Below are 16735 nucleotides of genomic sequence, written 5' to 3' on the forward strand. Positions count from 1 at the left end.
ATGGTCAAAGGCAAGCAAATGACGACTTCCGCGCAAGACAGCAACCTCTACCAACTCCTGCTTTCCCATTACGGTGATCAAGCCATTGTCGAGCGCCAGTTCGTGCGGCTGGAGGTCCCGGTATCCACCCTGAAGCCAGCCGGGCAGGAGGTGTCGCGCCTGGAGCTGGCGCAGGCACTGAACATGCTGCTCTTCGAACAATTGCTGCAGCAGGTCGCCAGCGGCCGCGACTATGTGGACGACGCCGAGCGCGACGGTGTGAAGATCTGTTTCGACCACGGTGCCGTGCGCACCGTACGGCGTGGTCGCGACAGCGGCTTCCCCGATGGCGAGACCCTGTTCACCAAGGTCTTGCTGCCGCTGGGTTACCAGCAGAGCGGTACCTATCCGCTGGCCCGCATCAAGATGACCGGCCGTGTCTATACCCACGCCGATGACGCCGAGAACATCGCCCAGTTCTTCGTCAGCGAACTGCATCCCGAGCAGTTCTCGCCGCAGTTCCAGCAGACCGTAGAGGCAGTGCTGGCCAGCTCGCGCAACCCGCTCTCCGATGAGGTGCTGGCGCTGCTGGCGCAGCTGGAAGCGCAGGGCAAGCTGGCCCTGGACCAGGCCAAGCGCCTGCTTCCCGCCATGCTGGCCTGCTTCGCCCGTCACCATGACCTGCCCACCGTGGCGCAATACGAAACCCTCAAGGCCGAGTCCGCCGAGATGGCCTGGATCTCCACCGAAGGCAATGCCTTCAACCACGCCACCGACCGCGTGGGCGACGTAGTCGCCACGGCCGAGCGCCAGCGCCAGCTGGGTCGGCCGATCAAGGATCAGGTCGAGGTCTCGCGCAATGGCCGCGTGCGCCAGACCGCCTTCCGCGCCGTCAAGGTCGATTACCAGATGCAAGGCGACGATGGCCAGCCGGTTGCCATGACGGTGCCCGGTTCCTTCTACGAATTCATCTCGCGCGACCACTACCTGGACGAGGCCGGCCAGCGCAAGCTGGACCTGAGCTTCGACAGCGGCAACGCCCAGGGCATCTTCAAGATGACCGCAGCCGTACCGGCCGGCGACGAGGCAGGCAGTGTCTGCTGAACGGGCGCTGCAGCAGCTGCAGTCGCTGCTGGGCAGCAGCGGCCTGATCACTGCCGCCGCCGAACGTACGCCCTATGAACATGGCCCGCGCTATGGCGCCGGCCAGGCCCTGTGCGTGGCGCGTCCCGCCGATGTGGCCCAGGCCGCCGAGCTGATGCGCCTGTGCGCCGCCGAGGGTGTGCGGCTGGTGCCGCAGGGTGCCAATACCGGGCTGGTCGGCGCGGCTTCCCCGGATGATTCCGGCCTGCAAGTGATCCTCAGCATGGAGCGCATCCGCGGCGTGATCGATATCGATCCCGTCGATGGCGTGATCCAGGCCTGGGCCGGTACCCGGCTGTCGGACCTGAACCAGGCGCTGGCGCCGCATGGGCTGTGCTTTCCCATCGATCTCGGCGCGGACCCGTCGGTGGGCGGCATGCTGGCTGCCAATACCGGTGGCGCGCGCCTGATCCGCTACGGCGATGTGCGCCACAACACACTGGGCCTGCAGGCCCTGCTGATGCAGCCGCCCGGCGAACTGCTGGAAATGGGCAATCGCCTGCACAAGAACAATACCGGCCCCGACTGGAAGCAACTGTTCATCGGTACCGCCGGCAGCTACGGCATCGTCACCCAGGCGGTGTTGCGCGCCCATCCGCTGCCGCGCCAGCGTGCCACGGCACTGGTGGTGCCTGCGTCGCTGGAGGCCGGTCTGCGCCTGCTGCAGGATGCCCAGGCGCAGTTCGCCGATTTCCTGACCGCCTTCGAAGGCATTTCCCGCAATGCGCTGGCCTCGGTGCTGCGCCATCTGCCGCAGATCGTCGCACCTTTCGATCCGTTGCCGGACTATGCCTTGCTGGTCGAAGTCAGTTCATCGGCTGAAGCAGGCGAGCACTTCGATCTGGACAAGCTCTTCATGGCCTGGCTGGAGCGCCATTTCGACGACGCCATCGTCGATGCCGTGGTCGACAAGCCCGATACCCTCTGGCGCCTGCGCCACGCCATCAGCGACAGCGTCAAGCAGGAGGGCAAGATCGTGGCCTTCGATATCTCGGTCTCGCGCTCGCGCCTGCCGGCCTTCCGTGCCGAGGCGCTGGCGCTGGTGGAGCGGGATTTCGCGGGTGCCGACGTGTATGACTTCGGTCACTGGGGTGACGGTGGCGTGCACTTCAACCTGGCCATCGCCCCCGCCGCACAGCCGCAATTCCCGGCTGAACGCATCGAGGCCCTGCGCACCGCCCTGTATGACCTGGTGGTGCAGCGCTACCAGGGCAGCTTCAGTGCGGAGCATGGCATCGGGCCGTTCAACCAGCACTACTACCAGCGCTATACCCAGCCCGCGCAACGCGCGCTGGCGGCGCGGGTGCAGCCGGTGTTCGATCCGGACTGCCTGCTGGGCAATACGCGTTTTGCATGAGTCCGTCCCGCCCGGCGGCGCTGCAGCCAGCGCTGCTGCCACTGGCATGAGCGGGGCCGGTCACGCTGGAGGGGAGGGGGCGGCTTTTGCTATAGTGCGGGGTCATTTACCCAGCGGAACCCGTCCCATGCGCCGTTTCATCCCGTCAACGTCATGCCTGATCGCCTTTGATACCTCGGCGCGGCACATGTCGTTTACCAAGGCGGCCAACGAGTTGCACATGACGCAGGGGGCGGTGAGCCGGCAGGTGGCGATCCTGGAGGACTACCTCAACGTCAAGCTCTTCGAGCGCATCAACCGCCGACTCATCCTTACCGAGGCCGGGCGCGACTACGCGGCCCAGGTCTCCACCATCCTCAAGCAGATCGAGATGGCGACCTTCCAGGTGATGACCTACAACAGCCTGGCCAGCGTGCTGAACCTGGCCATCCTGCCGACCTTCGGCGTGAAGTGGCTGATCCCGCGCCTGGCCAAGTTTTCCGCCGCCCATCCGGATGTGCTGCTCAACCTCAGTACCGAGGTCTTGCCCTTCGATTTCAGTACCCGCCAGGTGGATGCCGCCATCCACTTCGGCGAACCCGACTGGCCCGATACGGTGATGGTGCGTCTGATGGGCGAAGAGGTGGTGCCGGTGTGCAGCAAGGCCCTGAGCGAACGCATCCACGCGGTCGAAGACCTGGCCAACGTCACCCTGCTGCAGCACACGACACGCCCGCAGGCCTGGCAGGACTGGTTCCGCCATGTCGGCGTGGACTGCCCCAATGCCTTGTCGGGGCCGCGTTTCGAGCAACTGGCGATGGTCATCCAGGCGGCTGTCGCCGGTATGGGCGTGGCCTTGATGCCCAAGTTCATGGTCGAGACCGAGATCAGCCTGGGCCAGTTGCATGTGCCGTTCCCCTTCGCGGTCAAGAGTCCGCAATCCTACTACCTCGTCTATCCCGAGAAAAACGCCGGCAAGGCCGCCATCCTGAAATTCCGCGAATGGCTGCTGGGCGAAGCCCAGGGCGGTTGAGTCCTGAGGCCGGTACGGCGCTGCATTGCTTCGGTGCGCATGGCTGCGGGCCATTTGATCTCCAGGCTGACTAAAACTCATGGCCGACGGTCGCAAGGCCTGGGCCGGGAGAGAGGGCGCCCAGGTTGCGCAGGGCGCCCGGGCAGCGCTGGCCGGGTTCTGGTCGGCAGGGCGCTATCCCTCTATCAGAAAGGCTCTCGGCGTAAATGCCCGTGATGCGCCGCACCATCCTCGCGCATCCTCGCGGATTATCGCGCGCCACGACGGTGCATTCCAAAAACTCATGATGTCGTGAAATTTTTTGGTTTTAAGAATTGTCCTGGCTGTCCTTATACTCCACCGTTCCAGACCCATCCCACTCCACTTTTCAAGGGAATTCCATGTCTTCTCCACGCATCTTCTCCACTCTGGGTGCTGACCTCGCGGCCTATGCCGGCAACGATCTGGTGATCCGTTCGCCGCGTGATGGCGAGATCATCGCGCAACTCAAGGCGCAGACGCCGGCCGACGCCGAGGCCGCCATCGCCGGCGCGCACAAGGCCTTCCTGGCCTGGCGCGAAGTACCGGCCCCGGTGCGTGGCGAACTGGTGCGCGTGCTGGGTGAAGTGCTGCGCGAGCACCGCGAGGAACTGGGCGCACTGGTGACCCAGGAGGCGGGCAAGATCCTCTCCGAAGGACTGGGCGAGGTGCAGGAAATGATCGATATCTGCGACTTCGCCGTGGGCCTGTCGCGCCAGCTGCATGGCCTGACCATCGCCTCCGAGCGTCCCGGTCACCGCATGATGGAAACCTGGCATCCGCTGGGTGTGGTGGGCGTGATCACCGCCTTCAACTTCCCGGTCGCGGTGTGGGCCTGGAATGCCGCGCTGGCCCTGGTCGCCGGCAATGCCGTGGTGTGGAAGCCGTCGGAAAAGACGCCCGTCACCGCGCTGGCGGTACAGGCCATCTTCGAGAAGGCGGTCGCGCGCTTTTCGGCACAGCGTCCCAACCTGGTTCCGGCCGGCCTGTGCCCCTTGCTGATCGGCGGCGCCGACCTGGGCGAGAGCCTGTCGCGTTCGGCGCTGGTGCCGCTGGTGAGCGCCACCGGAAGCGTGCGCATGGGCCGCAAGGTCGCCACCGTGGTGGCCGAGCGCCTGGGTCGCAGCCTGCTGGAACTGGGCGGCAACAATGCCATGATCGTCGCGCCCTCGGCCGACCTCAACCTGGCGCTGCGCGCCATCACTTTCTCCGCCGTGGGCACGGCCGGACAGCGTTGCACCAGCCTGCGCCGCCTGTTTGTCCACAGCAGCATCCATGACCAGGTGGTGGCGCAGATCAAGCGTATCTACGCCAGCGTCAAGGTCGGCGATCCGCTGCAGGGTGACACCCTGGTCGGCCCGCTGATCGACAAGGGCGCCTTCGATGCCATGCAGGCTGCGTTGCAGCAGGCGCGCGCCCAGGGTGGCGAAGTCACCGGCGGCGAACGCGTGACGGTGATGGGCGAGCAATCCTGGTACGTGCGTCCGGCCGTGGTGGTCATGCCCGGCCAGACCGCCATCATGCATCACGAGACCTTCGCGCCCATCCTCTACATCGTCAAGTACGAAGAGCTGGCCGACGCCATCGCGCTCAACAACGCCGTGCCGCAGGGCCTGTCCTCGGCCATCTTCACCAACGACATGCGCGAGGCCGAGCTGTTCGTCTCCGCAGTCGGTAGCGACTGCGGCCTGGCCAACGTCAACATCGGCACCAGCGGTGCCGAGATCGGTGGCGCCTTCGGTGGCGAGAAGGAAACCGGCGGCGGCCGCGAATCGGGCTCGGACGCCTGGAAGAACTACATGCGTCGTGCCACCAATACCATCAACTACAGCAAGACCCTGCCGCTGGCGCAGGGCGTGAAGTTCGATATCGACTGAGTCACCGGCGGCCGCCCTCCACGGCGGCCCGCGCAGGGCCTGAAGCGATAACAGCAATAACAGCAACAGCGTCAACAGCAGCAATAGCGACAGCAGCAACCACGCCGGCCCGGCAAGGGACCGGCGCGGCATCCCACGTACCCACACCCGCGCAAGCGGGACCCACATCGGCAAACCGGCAAGGAGTGCAGTAATGAAGATGAAGACCCTGGCAGTGACCTGTGCAATCGGCGCGACCCTGATGGCCGCCTCCGGCGCGCAGGCGCAAAGCAAGACCATTTACGTCGGCATGAACGGCGGCACGATGGAAAAGAACTACACCGCCTCGATCTTCCCGGACTTCGAGAAGGCCAACAACGTCAAGGTGGTGGTGGTGCCCGGCACTTCCTCGGACATCATCGCCAAGATGCAGGCGCAGCGCGACAAGCCGCAGATGCACGTGGCCTTCCTGGACGACGGCATCATGTACCGTGCCATCAACATGAGCCTGTGCGAAAAGGTCAAGGACGCCGCCGTGCTCAAGGATGTCTACCCCTTCGCACGCCTGGCCAATGACCAGGCCGTGGCCATCGAGATGGGCGTACTGGGCATCGGCTACAACAAGAAGCTGTTCGCCGAAAAGGGCTGGCCGGCACCGACCTCGTGGATGGACTTCGCCGATCCCAAGTACAAGCAGAAGGTGGTGTTCCAGTCCATCTCTGCGAGCACCTTCGGCCTGTATGGCTTCATGATGTTCAACCGTCTGGTGGGCGGCACCGACAAGAACGTCGACCCCGGCTTCAAGAAGTGGGGCAGCACGGTCGGCCCCAACGTGGTCGAATACCTGTCCAGCTCGGCCAAGATTTCCGAGATGGTGCAGACCAACGAAGCGGCGATCTTCCCGCTGACCGTGACCGGCATTGCCAACCTGAAGGACAAGGGCATCCCCGCCGAATTCGCCACACCCAAGGAAGGTGGCGTGCTGCTGATGACCGGCGCCTGCCCCATCAAGGGCAACAGCGAGCCGGAACTGGCGCAGAAGCTGCTGGAATACCTGCTGACCCCGGCCGTGCAAGCCAAGAGCATGGCGCTGGCCAATTCCATCCCGGTCAACCGCAACGTGCCGCTGTCGGAAGCCGCACAGGCCAAGCTGGGCAAGAGCGAGGTGCTGACCAAGAACCTCAATACCGTGGACTGGGATGTGGTCAACGAAAAGCGTTCCGAATGGAACAACCGCTGGAACCGCATGATCGAGCAGTGATCGGCTGACGCGACGGGGCTCCGCCTGGAGCCCCCGCTGGCCTGTTCTCTTCTTTGCTGCTCTTTTCCCCTTGGGCTGCAGCTGCAGCCACCGTAGAAGCTTTATTCATATTCCTGAAGAACTACGCGGCGCCGCACATCCCGCGCTGGCCGCGCTCGTCCTTTTTTCTTCACATTTTGCTGCGCACATCATGACAGCTGCCTACCGCTTCAATCCCGCCTTCGAGGCGCCGCAGGGTTCGCCTATCCGCGAGTTGTTCAAGTACACCCAGCAGCCCGGCATGATTTCCTTTGCCGGTGGCTATCCCGCACCGTCCCTGTTCGATGCCGCCGGACTTGCGCGCAGTGCTGCCACCTTGCTCGATAGCGCCGCTGCGGCCTGCCTGCAATATGGTGCTACCGAAGGCACGGCGGTGTTGACGCAGACGCTGAAGCAGCTCACCCGCGAGCGCATCGGCGGCGCCGATCCGGGCGAGCTGATCGTGACCACTGGCTCCCAGCAGGGTTTCGAACTGCTGCTGCGCATCCTGCTGCAGGCAGGTGACTGCGTGGCCATCGAACGTCCCTGCTATCCGGCCGCGATCCAGGCCTTGCGACTGGCGCATGCCGACCTGCTGGAAATTCCCGGCGACGCCCAGGGGATGGACACCGATGCCCTGGAAGCCGCGCTGCAGGCCGGCGCCCGGCCGAAGATGCTGTATTTGGTGCCGACCTTCGCCAATCCCACCGGTGCGACCTTGCCGCTGGCGCGCCGGCGGCATCTGCTGTCACTGGCGGTGCGCTACCAGTTCATCGTGGTGGAAGACGATCCCTACGGAGAACTCCGTTTCTCCGGCCAGGCCGAACCGCCGCTGCTGCAGGTGGCGCAGGAGATCGACGGCGCCAGCGACTGGCTGGTCTATCTGTCCAGCCTGTCCAAGACGGTGGCACCGGGTCTGCGCATCGGCTGGATGTGCGGCCCGGCGGAAATCCTGCGCCGCGCCGTCATCGCCAAGCAGACCGGCGACCTGTGCACCGCGCCGTGGATGCAGATGGTCGCGGCCCGTTACCTGCAGGCCGGTTGCCTGCAGGCGCATCTGCCCACCATCATCGCCACCTATCGCGAACGTTGCCGGATCATGCTGGCCTCGCTGAAAGAGGCGTTCGGCGACAGCCTGGACCTGATCGCGCCGGAAGGCGGCATGTTCATCTGGGCCAGCTGGAAGGATGGCACCGATGCCACGGCCCTGCTGCAGCAGGCGGTCAGGCACAACGTGATGTATGTGCCGGGCTCGGCCTTCTACGCCAGCGCAGCGGACGCTGGACACTGGCGATTGTCGTTCGCCAATGCCCAGCCCGAGGACATCGTGGAGGGCGTGGCGCGACTGAAGAAGGCGCAGCAGGAATGGAAGGCGGCGAAATCCGCTGCTTAGCTGGCACAGATCAATTCATCGGCAATGAGCGGACCAGCCCGGGCGGTCGCGTGACTATACTGGCGCCACGATGGTCGCCACGGTGATGCCGCGCGGCCATCCTGCTTTTCCACTCCAGGGATGACGCGATGTTTGCCAGACTCAAAGCCACTTTCAACTACTTCAACGAGGCCGTGCCGTTCCGGCTGGTCCCCGCCCTGATCACCACGGCCGTGCTGATCCTGCTGTTGCTGCTGCCTTGTCCGCAGGGTCTTGCGCCCAAGGCCTGGGCGCTGGTGGCGATCTTCCTCACCACCATCGTGGCCATCATTCTCAAGGTCATGCCCATCGGCGTGATGGCGATGATGGCCATCGTCATCGTCTCGCTCTCGCAGGTCACCTCGACCTCATCCAAGGGCGCCATTGCGGATGCGCTGGCCAGCTTTTCCAATCCGCTGATCTGGCTCATCGTGGTGGCGATCCTGATCTCGCGTGGCCTGAAGAAGACCGGGCTGGGACGGCGCGTGGGCCTGATGTTCATCGCCCTGCTGGGCCGGCGCACCATCGGCATCGGCTACGGGCTGGCGGTCTGCGAACTGGTGCTGGCGCCCTTCACCCCCAGCAATACCGCGCGTGGCGGCGGCATCGTCCACCCCATCATGAAGTCGATCGCCAATGCCTTTGACTCCGACCCGGCCAAGGGCACACAGAACAAGGTCGGCAGCTACCTGGCCCTGGTCAACTATCACGCCAATCCGATCACCTCGGCCATGTTCCTTACCGCCACCGCGCCCAATCCGCTGGTGGTCAACTACGTCGCCAAGGCGACCGGCCAGGCGCTGCAACTGTCCTGGACCACCTGGGCGCTGTGCATGCTGCTGCCCGGTCTGGTGTGCCTGCTGATCATGCCCATGGTGATCTACCTGGTCTCGCCGCCGGAGCTGAAGTCCACGCCCAATGCGGTGGACTACGCCCGCAGCGAGCTGGACAAGATGGGCCGCCTGGGTGCCAGTGAAAAGGTCATGCTGGGGACCTTCGCCCTGTTGCTGCTGCTGTGGGCCAATGTGCCGGCCATGCTGCTGGGTGCGGCCTTCACGCTGGACCCGACGGTGGTGGCCTTTGTCGGCCTGTTCGTGCTGATCATCACCGGTACCATCGACTGGGATGATGTGCTTTCCGAAAAGAGCGCCTGGGACACCCTGGTCTGGTTCGGTGCGCTGGTGATGCTGGCCGAGCAGTTGAACAAGACCGGCGTGGTGGCCTGGTTCTCGGAGGGCATGAAGGCGGCCATCGTCGCCAGCGGCATGGGCTGGTTCGCGGTCGCGGCGGTGTTGCTGCTGGTGTTCGTGCTGTCGCACTATTTCTTTGCCAGTACCACCGCCCACATCAGCGCCATGCTGCTGGCCTTCCTGATGGTGGGAGCGCAACTGCTGCCGCAGCAGTACGTGCTGCCCTTCATGCTGATGATGACCGCCGGCTCGGCCATCATGATGACGCTGACGCACTACGCCACCGGCACCTCGCCCATCATCTTCGGTAGCGGCTACGTCTCCATGGGCAAGTGGTGGGGCGTGGGGCTGGTGATGGCGGTGGTGGAACTGCTGGTGTTCGCGACCGTCGGGACGGCGTGGTGGAAGGTGTTGGGGTATTGGTAGGATAGCGGCATGCCGGCATTTGGCAGTGGCAGCCCTGGGAAGAACCCTCCGCCTGAATCTGGAGAGGGCCCATGAAAATGGCGACGCACTGATGTGTGTCGCCATTTTCCTGTCTGCCACGTATGTGGCTACTTCAGGTCCAGCACGATGCGCCCATCGATCTTGCCTTCTTCCATGCGGGCGAAGATGGCATTGATGTTATCCAGCTTGTCCCAGGTGAAGTGCGCCGCGACCTTGCCTTCGGCGGCGAAGACCAGTGACTCTTCCAGATCCTGGCGGGTGCCGACGATGGAGCCCCGCACGGTGATGCGCTTCAAGACCGTGTTGAACACCGGCAGGCTGATGTCGCCCGGCGGCAGACCGACCAGGGCCATGGTGCCGCGTGCGCGCAGGAAGCCGAAGGCCTGTTCCATCGCCTTGGGCGAGACCGCCGTCACCAGCGCACCATGGGCACCGCCGATGATGCGCTGGACGTCGGCCACGGCATTGATGTCGCGCCCATCGACGGTGAGGTCCGCGCCCAGCTTCTTGGCCAGCGCCAGCTTGTCTTCGTGGATGTCGGCGGCGACCACGTGCATGCCCATGGCCTTGGCGTATTGCACCGCCATGTGGCCCAGGCCGCCGATGCCGGAGATCACCACCCATTCACCGGGGCGCACCTCGGTTTCCTTCAAGCCCTTGTAGACGGTCACGCCCGCGCACAGCACCGGAGCGGCCGGGCCAAACTCCAGGCCGGCCGGCAGATGGCCGACGAAATCGGGATCGGCCAGGCCATATTGCGCGAAGCTGCCATTGACGGAATAGCCGGTGTTCTGCTGTTCGGCGCACAGGGTTTCCCAGCCGGTGCGGCAGGGTGAGCAGCAGCCGCAGGCCGTATGCAGCCAGGGCACGCCGACGCGGTCACCTTCCTTGACGCGCTTGACGCCAGCGCCCAGCGCGGCGACATAGCCGGTACCTTCGTGGCCGGGGATGAAGGGTGGGGTGGGCTTGACGGGCCAGTCGCCATGGGCGGCGTGCAGGTCGGTGTGGCAGACGCCGCTGGCCTCGAACTTGACCAGGATCTGGCCTGGGCCGGGTGTGGGAACGGGGACTTCCTCGATGGACAGGGGCTTGCCGAATTCGCGGACGACGGCCGCTTTCATCATTTGCGTCATATGCACTCCTCGGGGGGATCAACGGGATGCGAGGGCAGGGTGATGACCGTTTTGCTGCGTTGGCCAACTGTTGTGCCTGCCTGCATAGCCCACTATCCTCCGCGCGCACAGGGACGACAATCAATGATTGGACATGGGTTGATCCATGTCGCTCATCGTTGAAAAACTTGGACGTTCATTCAAGAAATACGCAGGACGGGCGGTGCGCAGGCCCTGCTCCCATGACCCTCCCCAGGGCAGGGTGTTTGCTATTTCGCGATCACCACTTCCACATCGGTCTCGGCCAGCAACTTGGCCAGTTCCGGCGGTGGAGAGGCATCGGTGAAGAGCACATCGATCTGCGACAGGTGCGCCATCTTCACCAGCGCCTGCCGGCCGAACTTGCTGGCGTCGGCCACCAGCCAGACCTGGCGTGACTGTTCGATGATGGTCTGGGCCACCTTGACCTCGCGGGCGTCGAAGTCGCGCAGCACGCCGTCCATCTCGATACTGGAAATGCCGATGATGCCGATGTCCACCTTGAACTGGCGGATGAAATCGATGGTCGCCTCGCCAACGATGCCACGGTCACGGGCGCGCACCACGCCGCCGGCGATGATCACTTCCAGTTCGGGATTGCTGGCCAGTGAATTGGCCACGTTCAGGTTGTTGGTCACCACGTGCAGGTTCCGATGCTGTTGCAGGGCGCGCGCAACCTCTTCCGTGGTGGTGCCCAGGTTCAGGATCAGGGAGCAACCGTCGGGCACGCGGGCAGCCACGGTACGACCGATGCGGCGCTTGGCTTCGGCATGCAGGACCTGGCGCTCCGGATAGGCGATGTTCTCGGTCGAGGACAGCAGGCCGACGCCGCCGTGGTAGCGCGCCAGCAGGCTGGCATCGACCATCGCCTTGACGTCGCGGCGCACGGTCTGGGTGGTCACGCCCAGCTGTTGAGCCAACTCTTCGACCGAGATCGTGCCGTGCTTGCGCACGCATTCCAGCAGCGTCTGTTGCCTGGGATTGAGCATGGTGTGCTTGAAAAAGGATTAACGGTTGCGATCAGAGATGAACATTAAAAAACATAAACGAACTTAAAACAACAAATAATTGTTGATTTACGTTCGGGATGTCGCTTATCTTACTGGGCATTGCCAACTCCCGGGAAATGGGTGAGTTGGGTGCAGCGAACGAAGCGAAAAGCGAACAAGCGGAAAGTGGAGAACAGGCCAATGGCGCTCGAATACGATCTCTTGGTGGTAGGCGGTGGCATCAACGGTGCAGGCATTGCACGTGATGCGGCCGGCCGCGGGCTGCGGGTGCTGCTGTGCGAACAGCATGACCTGGCCCAGCACACCTCTTCGGCCAGCACCAAGCTCATCCATGGCGGCCTGCGTTATCTCGAATACTACGAATTCAAGCTGGTGCGCAAGGCGCTCCAGGAGCGCGAAGTGCTGCTGCGCTCGGCGCCGCACATCATCTGGCCCTTGCGCTTCGTCATGCCGCACGATGCCAACCAGCGTCCGGCCTGGATGATCCGCGCCGGCCTGTTCATGTATGACTACCTGGCCAAGCGCGAGATATTGCCAGCCTCCGAAGGTGCCAACCTGACCCGGCACGTCGCGGGCCAACCCTTGAAGGGCGACTATCGTCGTGGCTTCGTCTATTCCGATGGCTGGGTCGACGATGCGCGCCTGGTGGTCCTGAATGCGATGGACGCGCAGGAGCGCGGCGCCCGTATCCTCACCCGTACCAAGTGCATCAGCGCCCGCCGCGAGGGCGATGCCTGGCATGCGGTGCTGGAACATCAGCATGCCAATGGCGTGCAACAGGAAGAAGTGCGCGCCCGCGCCATCGTCAACGCTGCCGGCCCCTGGGCCGCACGCTTCGCGCAGGCGGTGCCGCAGGCCAGGACCGGGCGCAGCCTGCGCCTGATCAAAGGCAGCCACATCGTGGTCAAGCGCCTGTTCGACCATCCCTACGCCTACATCTTCCAGAACCCGGACAAGCGCATCATCTTCGCCATTCCCTACCAGGAAGAATTCACTCTCATCGGTACCACCGACCTTGAATACCACGGCGATGCCGGCAAGGTCGAGATCGATGCCGAGGAGATCGATTACCTCTGCGAGATGGCCAACCGCTACTTCAAGCGCCAGATCGGCCGTGAAGACGTGGTCTGGACCTATTCCGGCGTGCGTCCGCTGTTGGACGACAGTGCCGAGAATGCCTCGGCCATCACCCGCGACTACCTGCTCGAATGCGACGACGCCGGTGCGCCCATGTTGAATGTCTGGGGCGGCAAGATCACCACCTATCGCAAGCTGGCCGAAGAGGCGCTGGCCATGCTGGCGCCGCATCTGGGTGCCTCCAGCCAGCCGTGGACGGCCGCGGCGCCCCTGCCCGGCGGCGACCTGGAACAGCCCGGCAAGACCGTGGCGCGCTACGACTTCGACGCCTTCCTGCGCCAGTTCCAGGCACGTCATCCCTGGCTGCCGGCCGCGCTTGCGCATCGCTATGCGCGCAGCTATGGTTCGCGCGTGACCCAGATCATCGGTCAGGCCGACAGCCTGGCCGCGCTGGGCGAGGAGCTGACCCCGGGCCTGTATGAAGCCGAGGCGCGCTACCTGGTGCAACACGAATGGGCGCGCGGCGCCGACGATATCCTCTGGCGCCGCAGCAAGCTGGGCCTGCATTGCGGGCCCCAGCACAGAGGACGGCTGGAGGCGTGGTTGGCGAGTCTGCCCGATCACGCCGCCAGCTGATCCCAGGTCGACGCCCACCATCAATCAAAAAAATGCAGTGAGGAGACAGCGTGACCCTGGAACTGAAACAAGTGGCCAAGACGGTCGGTGCCGAAACGCACCTCTACCCGCTTGACCTGAATCTCGCCAAAGGCGGCATCAACGTCCTGCTAGGCCCGACCCAGGCCGGCAAGACCTCGCTGATGCGCATCATCGCCGGCCTCGACAAGCCCACCGCCGGCCGCGTGCTGGTCGATGGCCAGGATGTCACTGGCGTGGGGGTGCGCGAGCGCAACCTGGCGATGGTCTATCAGCAATTCATCAACTATCCCGGCCTGACGGTGTTCGAGAACATCGCTGCACCCTTGCGCCTGCAAAAGCAGGCCGGGCAGGAAATCACCCGGCGCGTCAACGAGATCGCCGACAAGCTGCACATCGCCCACCTGCTGCAACGCCTGCCGGGCGAACTCTCCGGCGGCCAGCAGCAGCGCACTGCGCTGGCGCGCGCGCTGATCAAGCGTGCCCCGCTGGTGCTGCTGGACGAGCCGCTGGTGAACCTGGACTACAAGCTGCGCGAGGAATTGCGCAGCGAACTGATTTCGCTCTTCGCCACCGGCGACACCACCGTGGTCTATGCCACCACCGAGCCGCAGGAAGCCCTGCTGCTGGGCGGCCATACCGCAGTGATGCACGAAGGCCGGCTGCTGCAGTTCGCACCGACCCTGGAACTGTTCAATTCGCCGGCCTCCACCCAGGTGGCGGCGATCTTCAACGATCCACCGATGAACCTGCTGGATGCCACGGCCGTGGCCTCGGCCAATGGCGTGGCCGCCGTCCGCATGAACGATGGCAGCGTGCTGGAGATTGCCGGCCGCGCGCTGACACTGGCCGAAGGCCAGCGCTGCAAGCTGGGCATCCGCTGCAACGACGTACGCCTGCAGGCGCTGGACGCACCGGGCGTGAGCCTGGGATGCAGCGTGGCCCTGGCCGAGCTGTCCGGCTCCGAGACCTACCTGCACCTGCGCCATGGCGAGGTACCGCTGGTGGCGCAGCTATCGGGCGTGCATGAAGTGGCCATCGGCAGTACGGTGCAGGTCAGCATCGCCGCTTCCAAGGCTTTCCTGTTCGACACAGAGGGTCGCCTGTTGAGCGCCCCGTTGGAGACGCACTGACATGGCCCGCATCGAATTCAAGAACCTGGGCCATGCCTACAGCGGCAATCCGGCCAGCCTCAAGGACTACGCCCTGCAACCCATGAACATGGTGTGGGAAGACGGTGGCGCCTATGCCTTGCTGGGCCCCTCCGGCTGCGGCAAGTCCACGCTGTTGAACATCATCTCGGGGCTGTTGCAGCCTTCCGAGGGGCAGGTGCTGTTCGACGGTGTCGACATGACCCGCATGGCAACCCGCGATCGCAACATCGCCCAGGTGTTCCAGTTCCCGGTGCTGTACGACACCATGAGCGTGTTCGACAACCTGGCCTTCCCGCTGCGCAACCGCAAGATGCCCGAGCGCGAAGTGCAGGCGCGTGTGCGCGAGATCGCCGAGATGCTCGATCTCACCCGTGACCTCAAGCAGCGCGCCGCCGGCCTGTCGGCCGATGCCAAGCAAAAGATTTCGCTGGGGCGCGGCCTGGTGCGCAAGGACGTGGCCGCCATCCTGTTCGACGAACCGCTGACGGTGATCGACCCCCACATGAAGTGGGAACTGCGCCAGAAACTGAAGGAAATCCACCACCAGCTGAAGCTGACCCTCATCTACGTTACGCACGATCAGGTCGAGGCATTGACCTTCGCCGACGAAGTGGTGGTCATGACCGAAGGCAAGGTGGTGCAGCAGGGCAAGCCAGAGGCACTGTTCCTGCGGCCGGACCACACCTTCGTGGGCTATTTCATCGGCAGCCCCGGCATGAACTTCTGCCCGCTCAGCATCGAAGGCGATACCGTGCTGCTGGGCCGGCAGCAAGTGCAGGTGGACGCGGCGCAGTTGCAGGCGTTGAAGAACAGCAGTGGCGAACTGAAGCTGGGCATCCGCCCCGAATTCGTCGAACTGGCAACCCCCGGCACGGCCGGTGCCATCAGCGCCGAGGTCACGCAGGTCCAGCATCTGGGGACCAGCCAGCTGGTGACGGCGCAGTTCGAGGGCATGAGCGTGAAGGCGCGCGTGGCGCCGGAGATGAAGATCGCTACCGGGCCGCAATGGCTGCGACTGGCCAAGCCCGAGACGATCTACTTCAGCAACGACCAGAGAATAGGACGCTAAGCCCATGAACAAGCCCTACAACAACAAGGCCTGGTTCTTCATCCTTCCGGTCTTCCTGACGGTGGCCTTCTCGGCCATCATCCCGCTGATGACGGTGGTCAACTATTCGGTGCAGGACATCATCAGCCCCGAGCAGAAGGTCTTCGTCGGCCTGGAATGGTTCAAGGATGTCATGCGCGACAGCGAGCTGCATGCGGCCCTGCTGCGCCAGCTGATCTTTTCCTTCTGCGTGCTGCTGGTGCAGATCCCGCTGGGCATCGGCCTGGCGCTGGCCATGCCGCACAAGGGCTGGAAATCCTCGGCCACGCTGGTGATCCTGGCCATGCCGCTGCTCATCCCATGGAACGTGGTCGGTACCATCTGGCAGATCTTCGGCCGCGCCGACATCGGCCTGGGTGGCTACGTGCTCAACCTGCTGGGCATCGGCTACAACTACGCCTCCAATCCGCTGGATGCCTGGCTGACCGTGCTGGTGATGGACGTGTGGCACTGGACACCGCTGGTGGCGCTGCTGGCCTTCGCCGGTCTGCGCTCGATCCCGGATGCCTACTACCAGGCCGCGCAGATCGATGGCGCCAGCCGCTGGGCAGTGTTCCGTTTCATCCAGCTGCCCAAGATGCGCGGCGTGCTGGTGATCGCGGTGCTGCTGCGCTTCATGGACAGTTTCATGATCTATACCGAGCCCTTCGTGCTCACCGGTGGTGGCCCCGGCAATTCCACCACGTTCCTGAGCCAGTACCTCACGCAGAAAGCCGTGGGCCAGTTCGACCTCGGTCCGGCAGCCGCCTTCTCGCTGATCTACTTCCTCATCATCCTGCTGTTGTCCTTCGTGCTCTACAACTGGATGCAGAGCGCCGGCAACAACGCCAATGCTTCGGGTGGCCAACATGAATAAAATCCAGGGAAAAAACCAGGACAAGACCCTCAC

The 16735-nt window shown here is 64.3% G+C and carries 13 protein-coding genes; 11 read left to right on the forward strand and 2 right to left on the reverse strand.

What is annotated here, in order from left to right; translation table 11 throughout:
* The first annotated feature begins 18 nt into the window (after positions 1-18).
* The 7 genes from HWE04_RS02485 (at position 19) to HWE04_RS02515 (ending at position 9671) form a co-directional block, all read left to right on the forward strand.
* Entirely contained in the window at positions 19-1083 is a 1065-nt protein-coding gene (locus tag HWE04_RS02485) for a DUF1338 domain-containing protein (protein ID WP_166758368.1), read from the forward strand.
* Positions 1073-2479: an FAD-binding oxidoreductase gene (locus HWE04_RS02490; RefSeq protein ID WP_241811388.1), complete on the forward strand. Its 1407-nt coding sequence runs from the start codon at positions 1073-1075 to the stop codon at positions 2477-2479. The genes HWE04_RS02485 and HWE04_RS02490 overlap by 11 nt, the downstream gene beginning before the upstream one ends.
* A gap of 127 nt (positions 2480-2606) precedes the next feature.
* The gene (gene gcvA / locus HWE04_RS02495; RefSeq protein ID WP_039876716.1) at positions 2607-3491 is read left to right on the forward strand and encodes a transcriptional regulator GcvA; all 885 of its coding nucleotides are present in this window, start codon (positions 2607-2609) and stop codon (positions 3489-3491) included.
* 380 nt (positions 3492-3871) lie between these two features.
* A complete protein-coding gene (gene amaB, locus HWE04_RS02500) occupies positions 3872-5386 on the forward strand; it encodes an L-piperidine-6-carboxylate dehydrogenase (RefSeq protein WP_241811389.1) in 1515 nt (504 codons plus the stop codon).
* 199 nt (positions 5387-5585) lie between these two features.
* Positions 5586-6626, forward strand: coding sequence for an ABC transporter substrate-binding protein (locus HWE04_RS02505; protein WP_370460917.1), 1041 nt, complete (start codon positions 5586-5588; stop codon positions 6624-6626).
* A 190-nt stretch (positions 6627-6816) separates the two neighbouring features.
* The gene (locus HWE04_RS02510) at positions 6817-8037 is read left to right on the forward strand and encodes an aminotransferase-like domain-containing protein (protein ID WP_241811390.1); all 1221 of its coding nucleotides are present in this window, start codon (positions 6817-6819) and stop codon (positions 8035-8037) included.
* 128 nt (positions 8038-8165) lie between these two features.
* Positions 8166-9671, forward strand: coding sequence for a DASS family sodium-coupled anion symporter (locus HWE04_RS02515; protein ID WP_241811391.1), 1506 nt, complete (start codon positions 8166-8168; stop codon positions 9669-9671).
* A gap of 128 nt (positions 9672-9799) precedes the next feature.
* On the opposite strand, the gene adhP is transcribed toward HWE04_RS02515, so the two are convergent.
* The gene (gene adhP, locus HWE04_RS02520) at positions 9800-10825 is read right to left on the reverse strand and encodes an alcohol dehydrogenase AdhP (protein ID WP_180666105.1); all 1026 of its coding nucleotides are present in this window, start codon (positions 10823-10825) and stop codon (positions 9800-9802) included.
* 248 nt (positions 10826-11073) lie between these two features.
* Positions 11074-11832, reverse strand: coding sequence for a DeoR/GlpR family DNA-binding transcription regulator (locus HWE04_RS02525; protein ID WP_241811392.1), 759 nt, complete (start codon positions 11830-11832; stop codon positions 11074-11076).
* Between the two features lie 201 nt (positions 11833-12033).
* On the opposite strand from HWE04_RS02525, the gene glpD reads away from it, so the two are divergent.
* Genes glpD through HWE04_RS02545 form a run of 4 tightly spaced genes read left to right on the forward strand, consistent with a single transcriptional unit; the run spans position 12034 to position 16702 of the window.
* The gene (gene glpD, locus HWE04_RS02530; protein WP_006464949.1) at positions 12034-13566 is read left to right on the forward strand and encodes a glycerol-3-phosphate dehydrogenase; all 1533 of its coding nucleotides are present in this window, start codon (positions 12034-12036) and stop codon (positions 13564-13566) included.
* Between the two features lie 50 nt (positions 13567-13616).
* A complete protein-coding gene (locus HWE04_RS02535) occupies positions 13617-14717 on the forward strand; it encodes an ABC transporter ATP-binding protein (RefSeq protein WP_241811393.1) in 1101 nt (366 codons plus the stop codon).
* 1 nt (position 14718) lies between these two features.
* A complete protein-coding gene (locus HWE04_RS02540) occupies positions 14719-15807 on the forward strand; it encodes an ABC transporter ATP-binding protein (protein ID WP_241811394.1) in 1089 nt (362 codons plus the stop codon).
* 4 nt (positions 15808-15811) lie between these two features.
* Positions 15812-16702, forward strand: coding sequence for a carbohydrate ABC transporter permease (locus HWE04_RS02545; RefSeq protein ID WP_006464946.1), 891 nt, complete (start codon positions 15812-15814; stop codon positions 16700-16702).
* Positions 16703-16735 lie beyond the last annotated feature (33 nt).

It is taken from the genome of Herbaspirillum sp. C7C2 (assembly GCF_022627865.1).
In the GTDB taxonomy this organism is placed as follows: domain Bacteria; phylum Pseudomonadota; class Gammaproteobacteria; order Burkholderiales; family Burkholderiaceae_D; genus Herbaspirillum; species Herbaspirillum frisingense.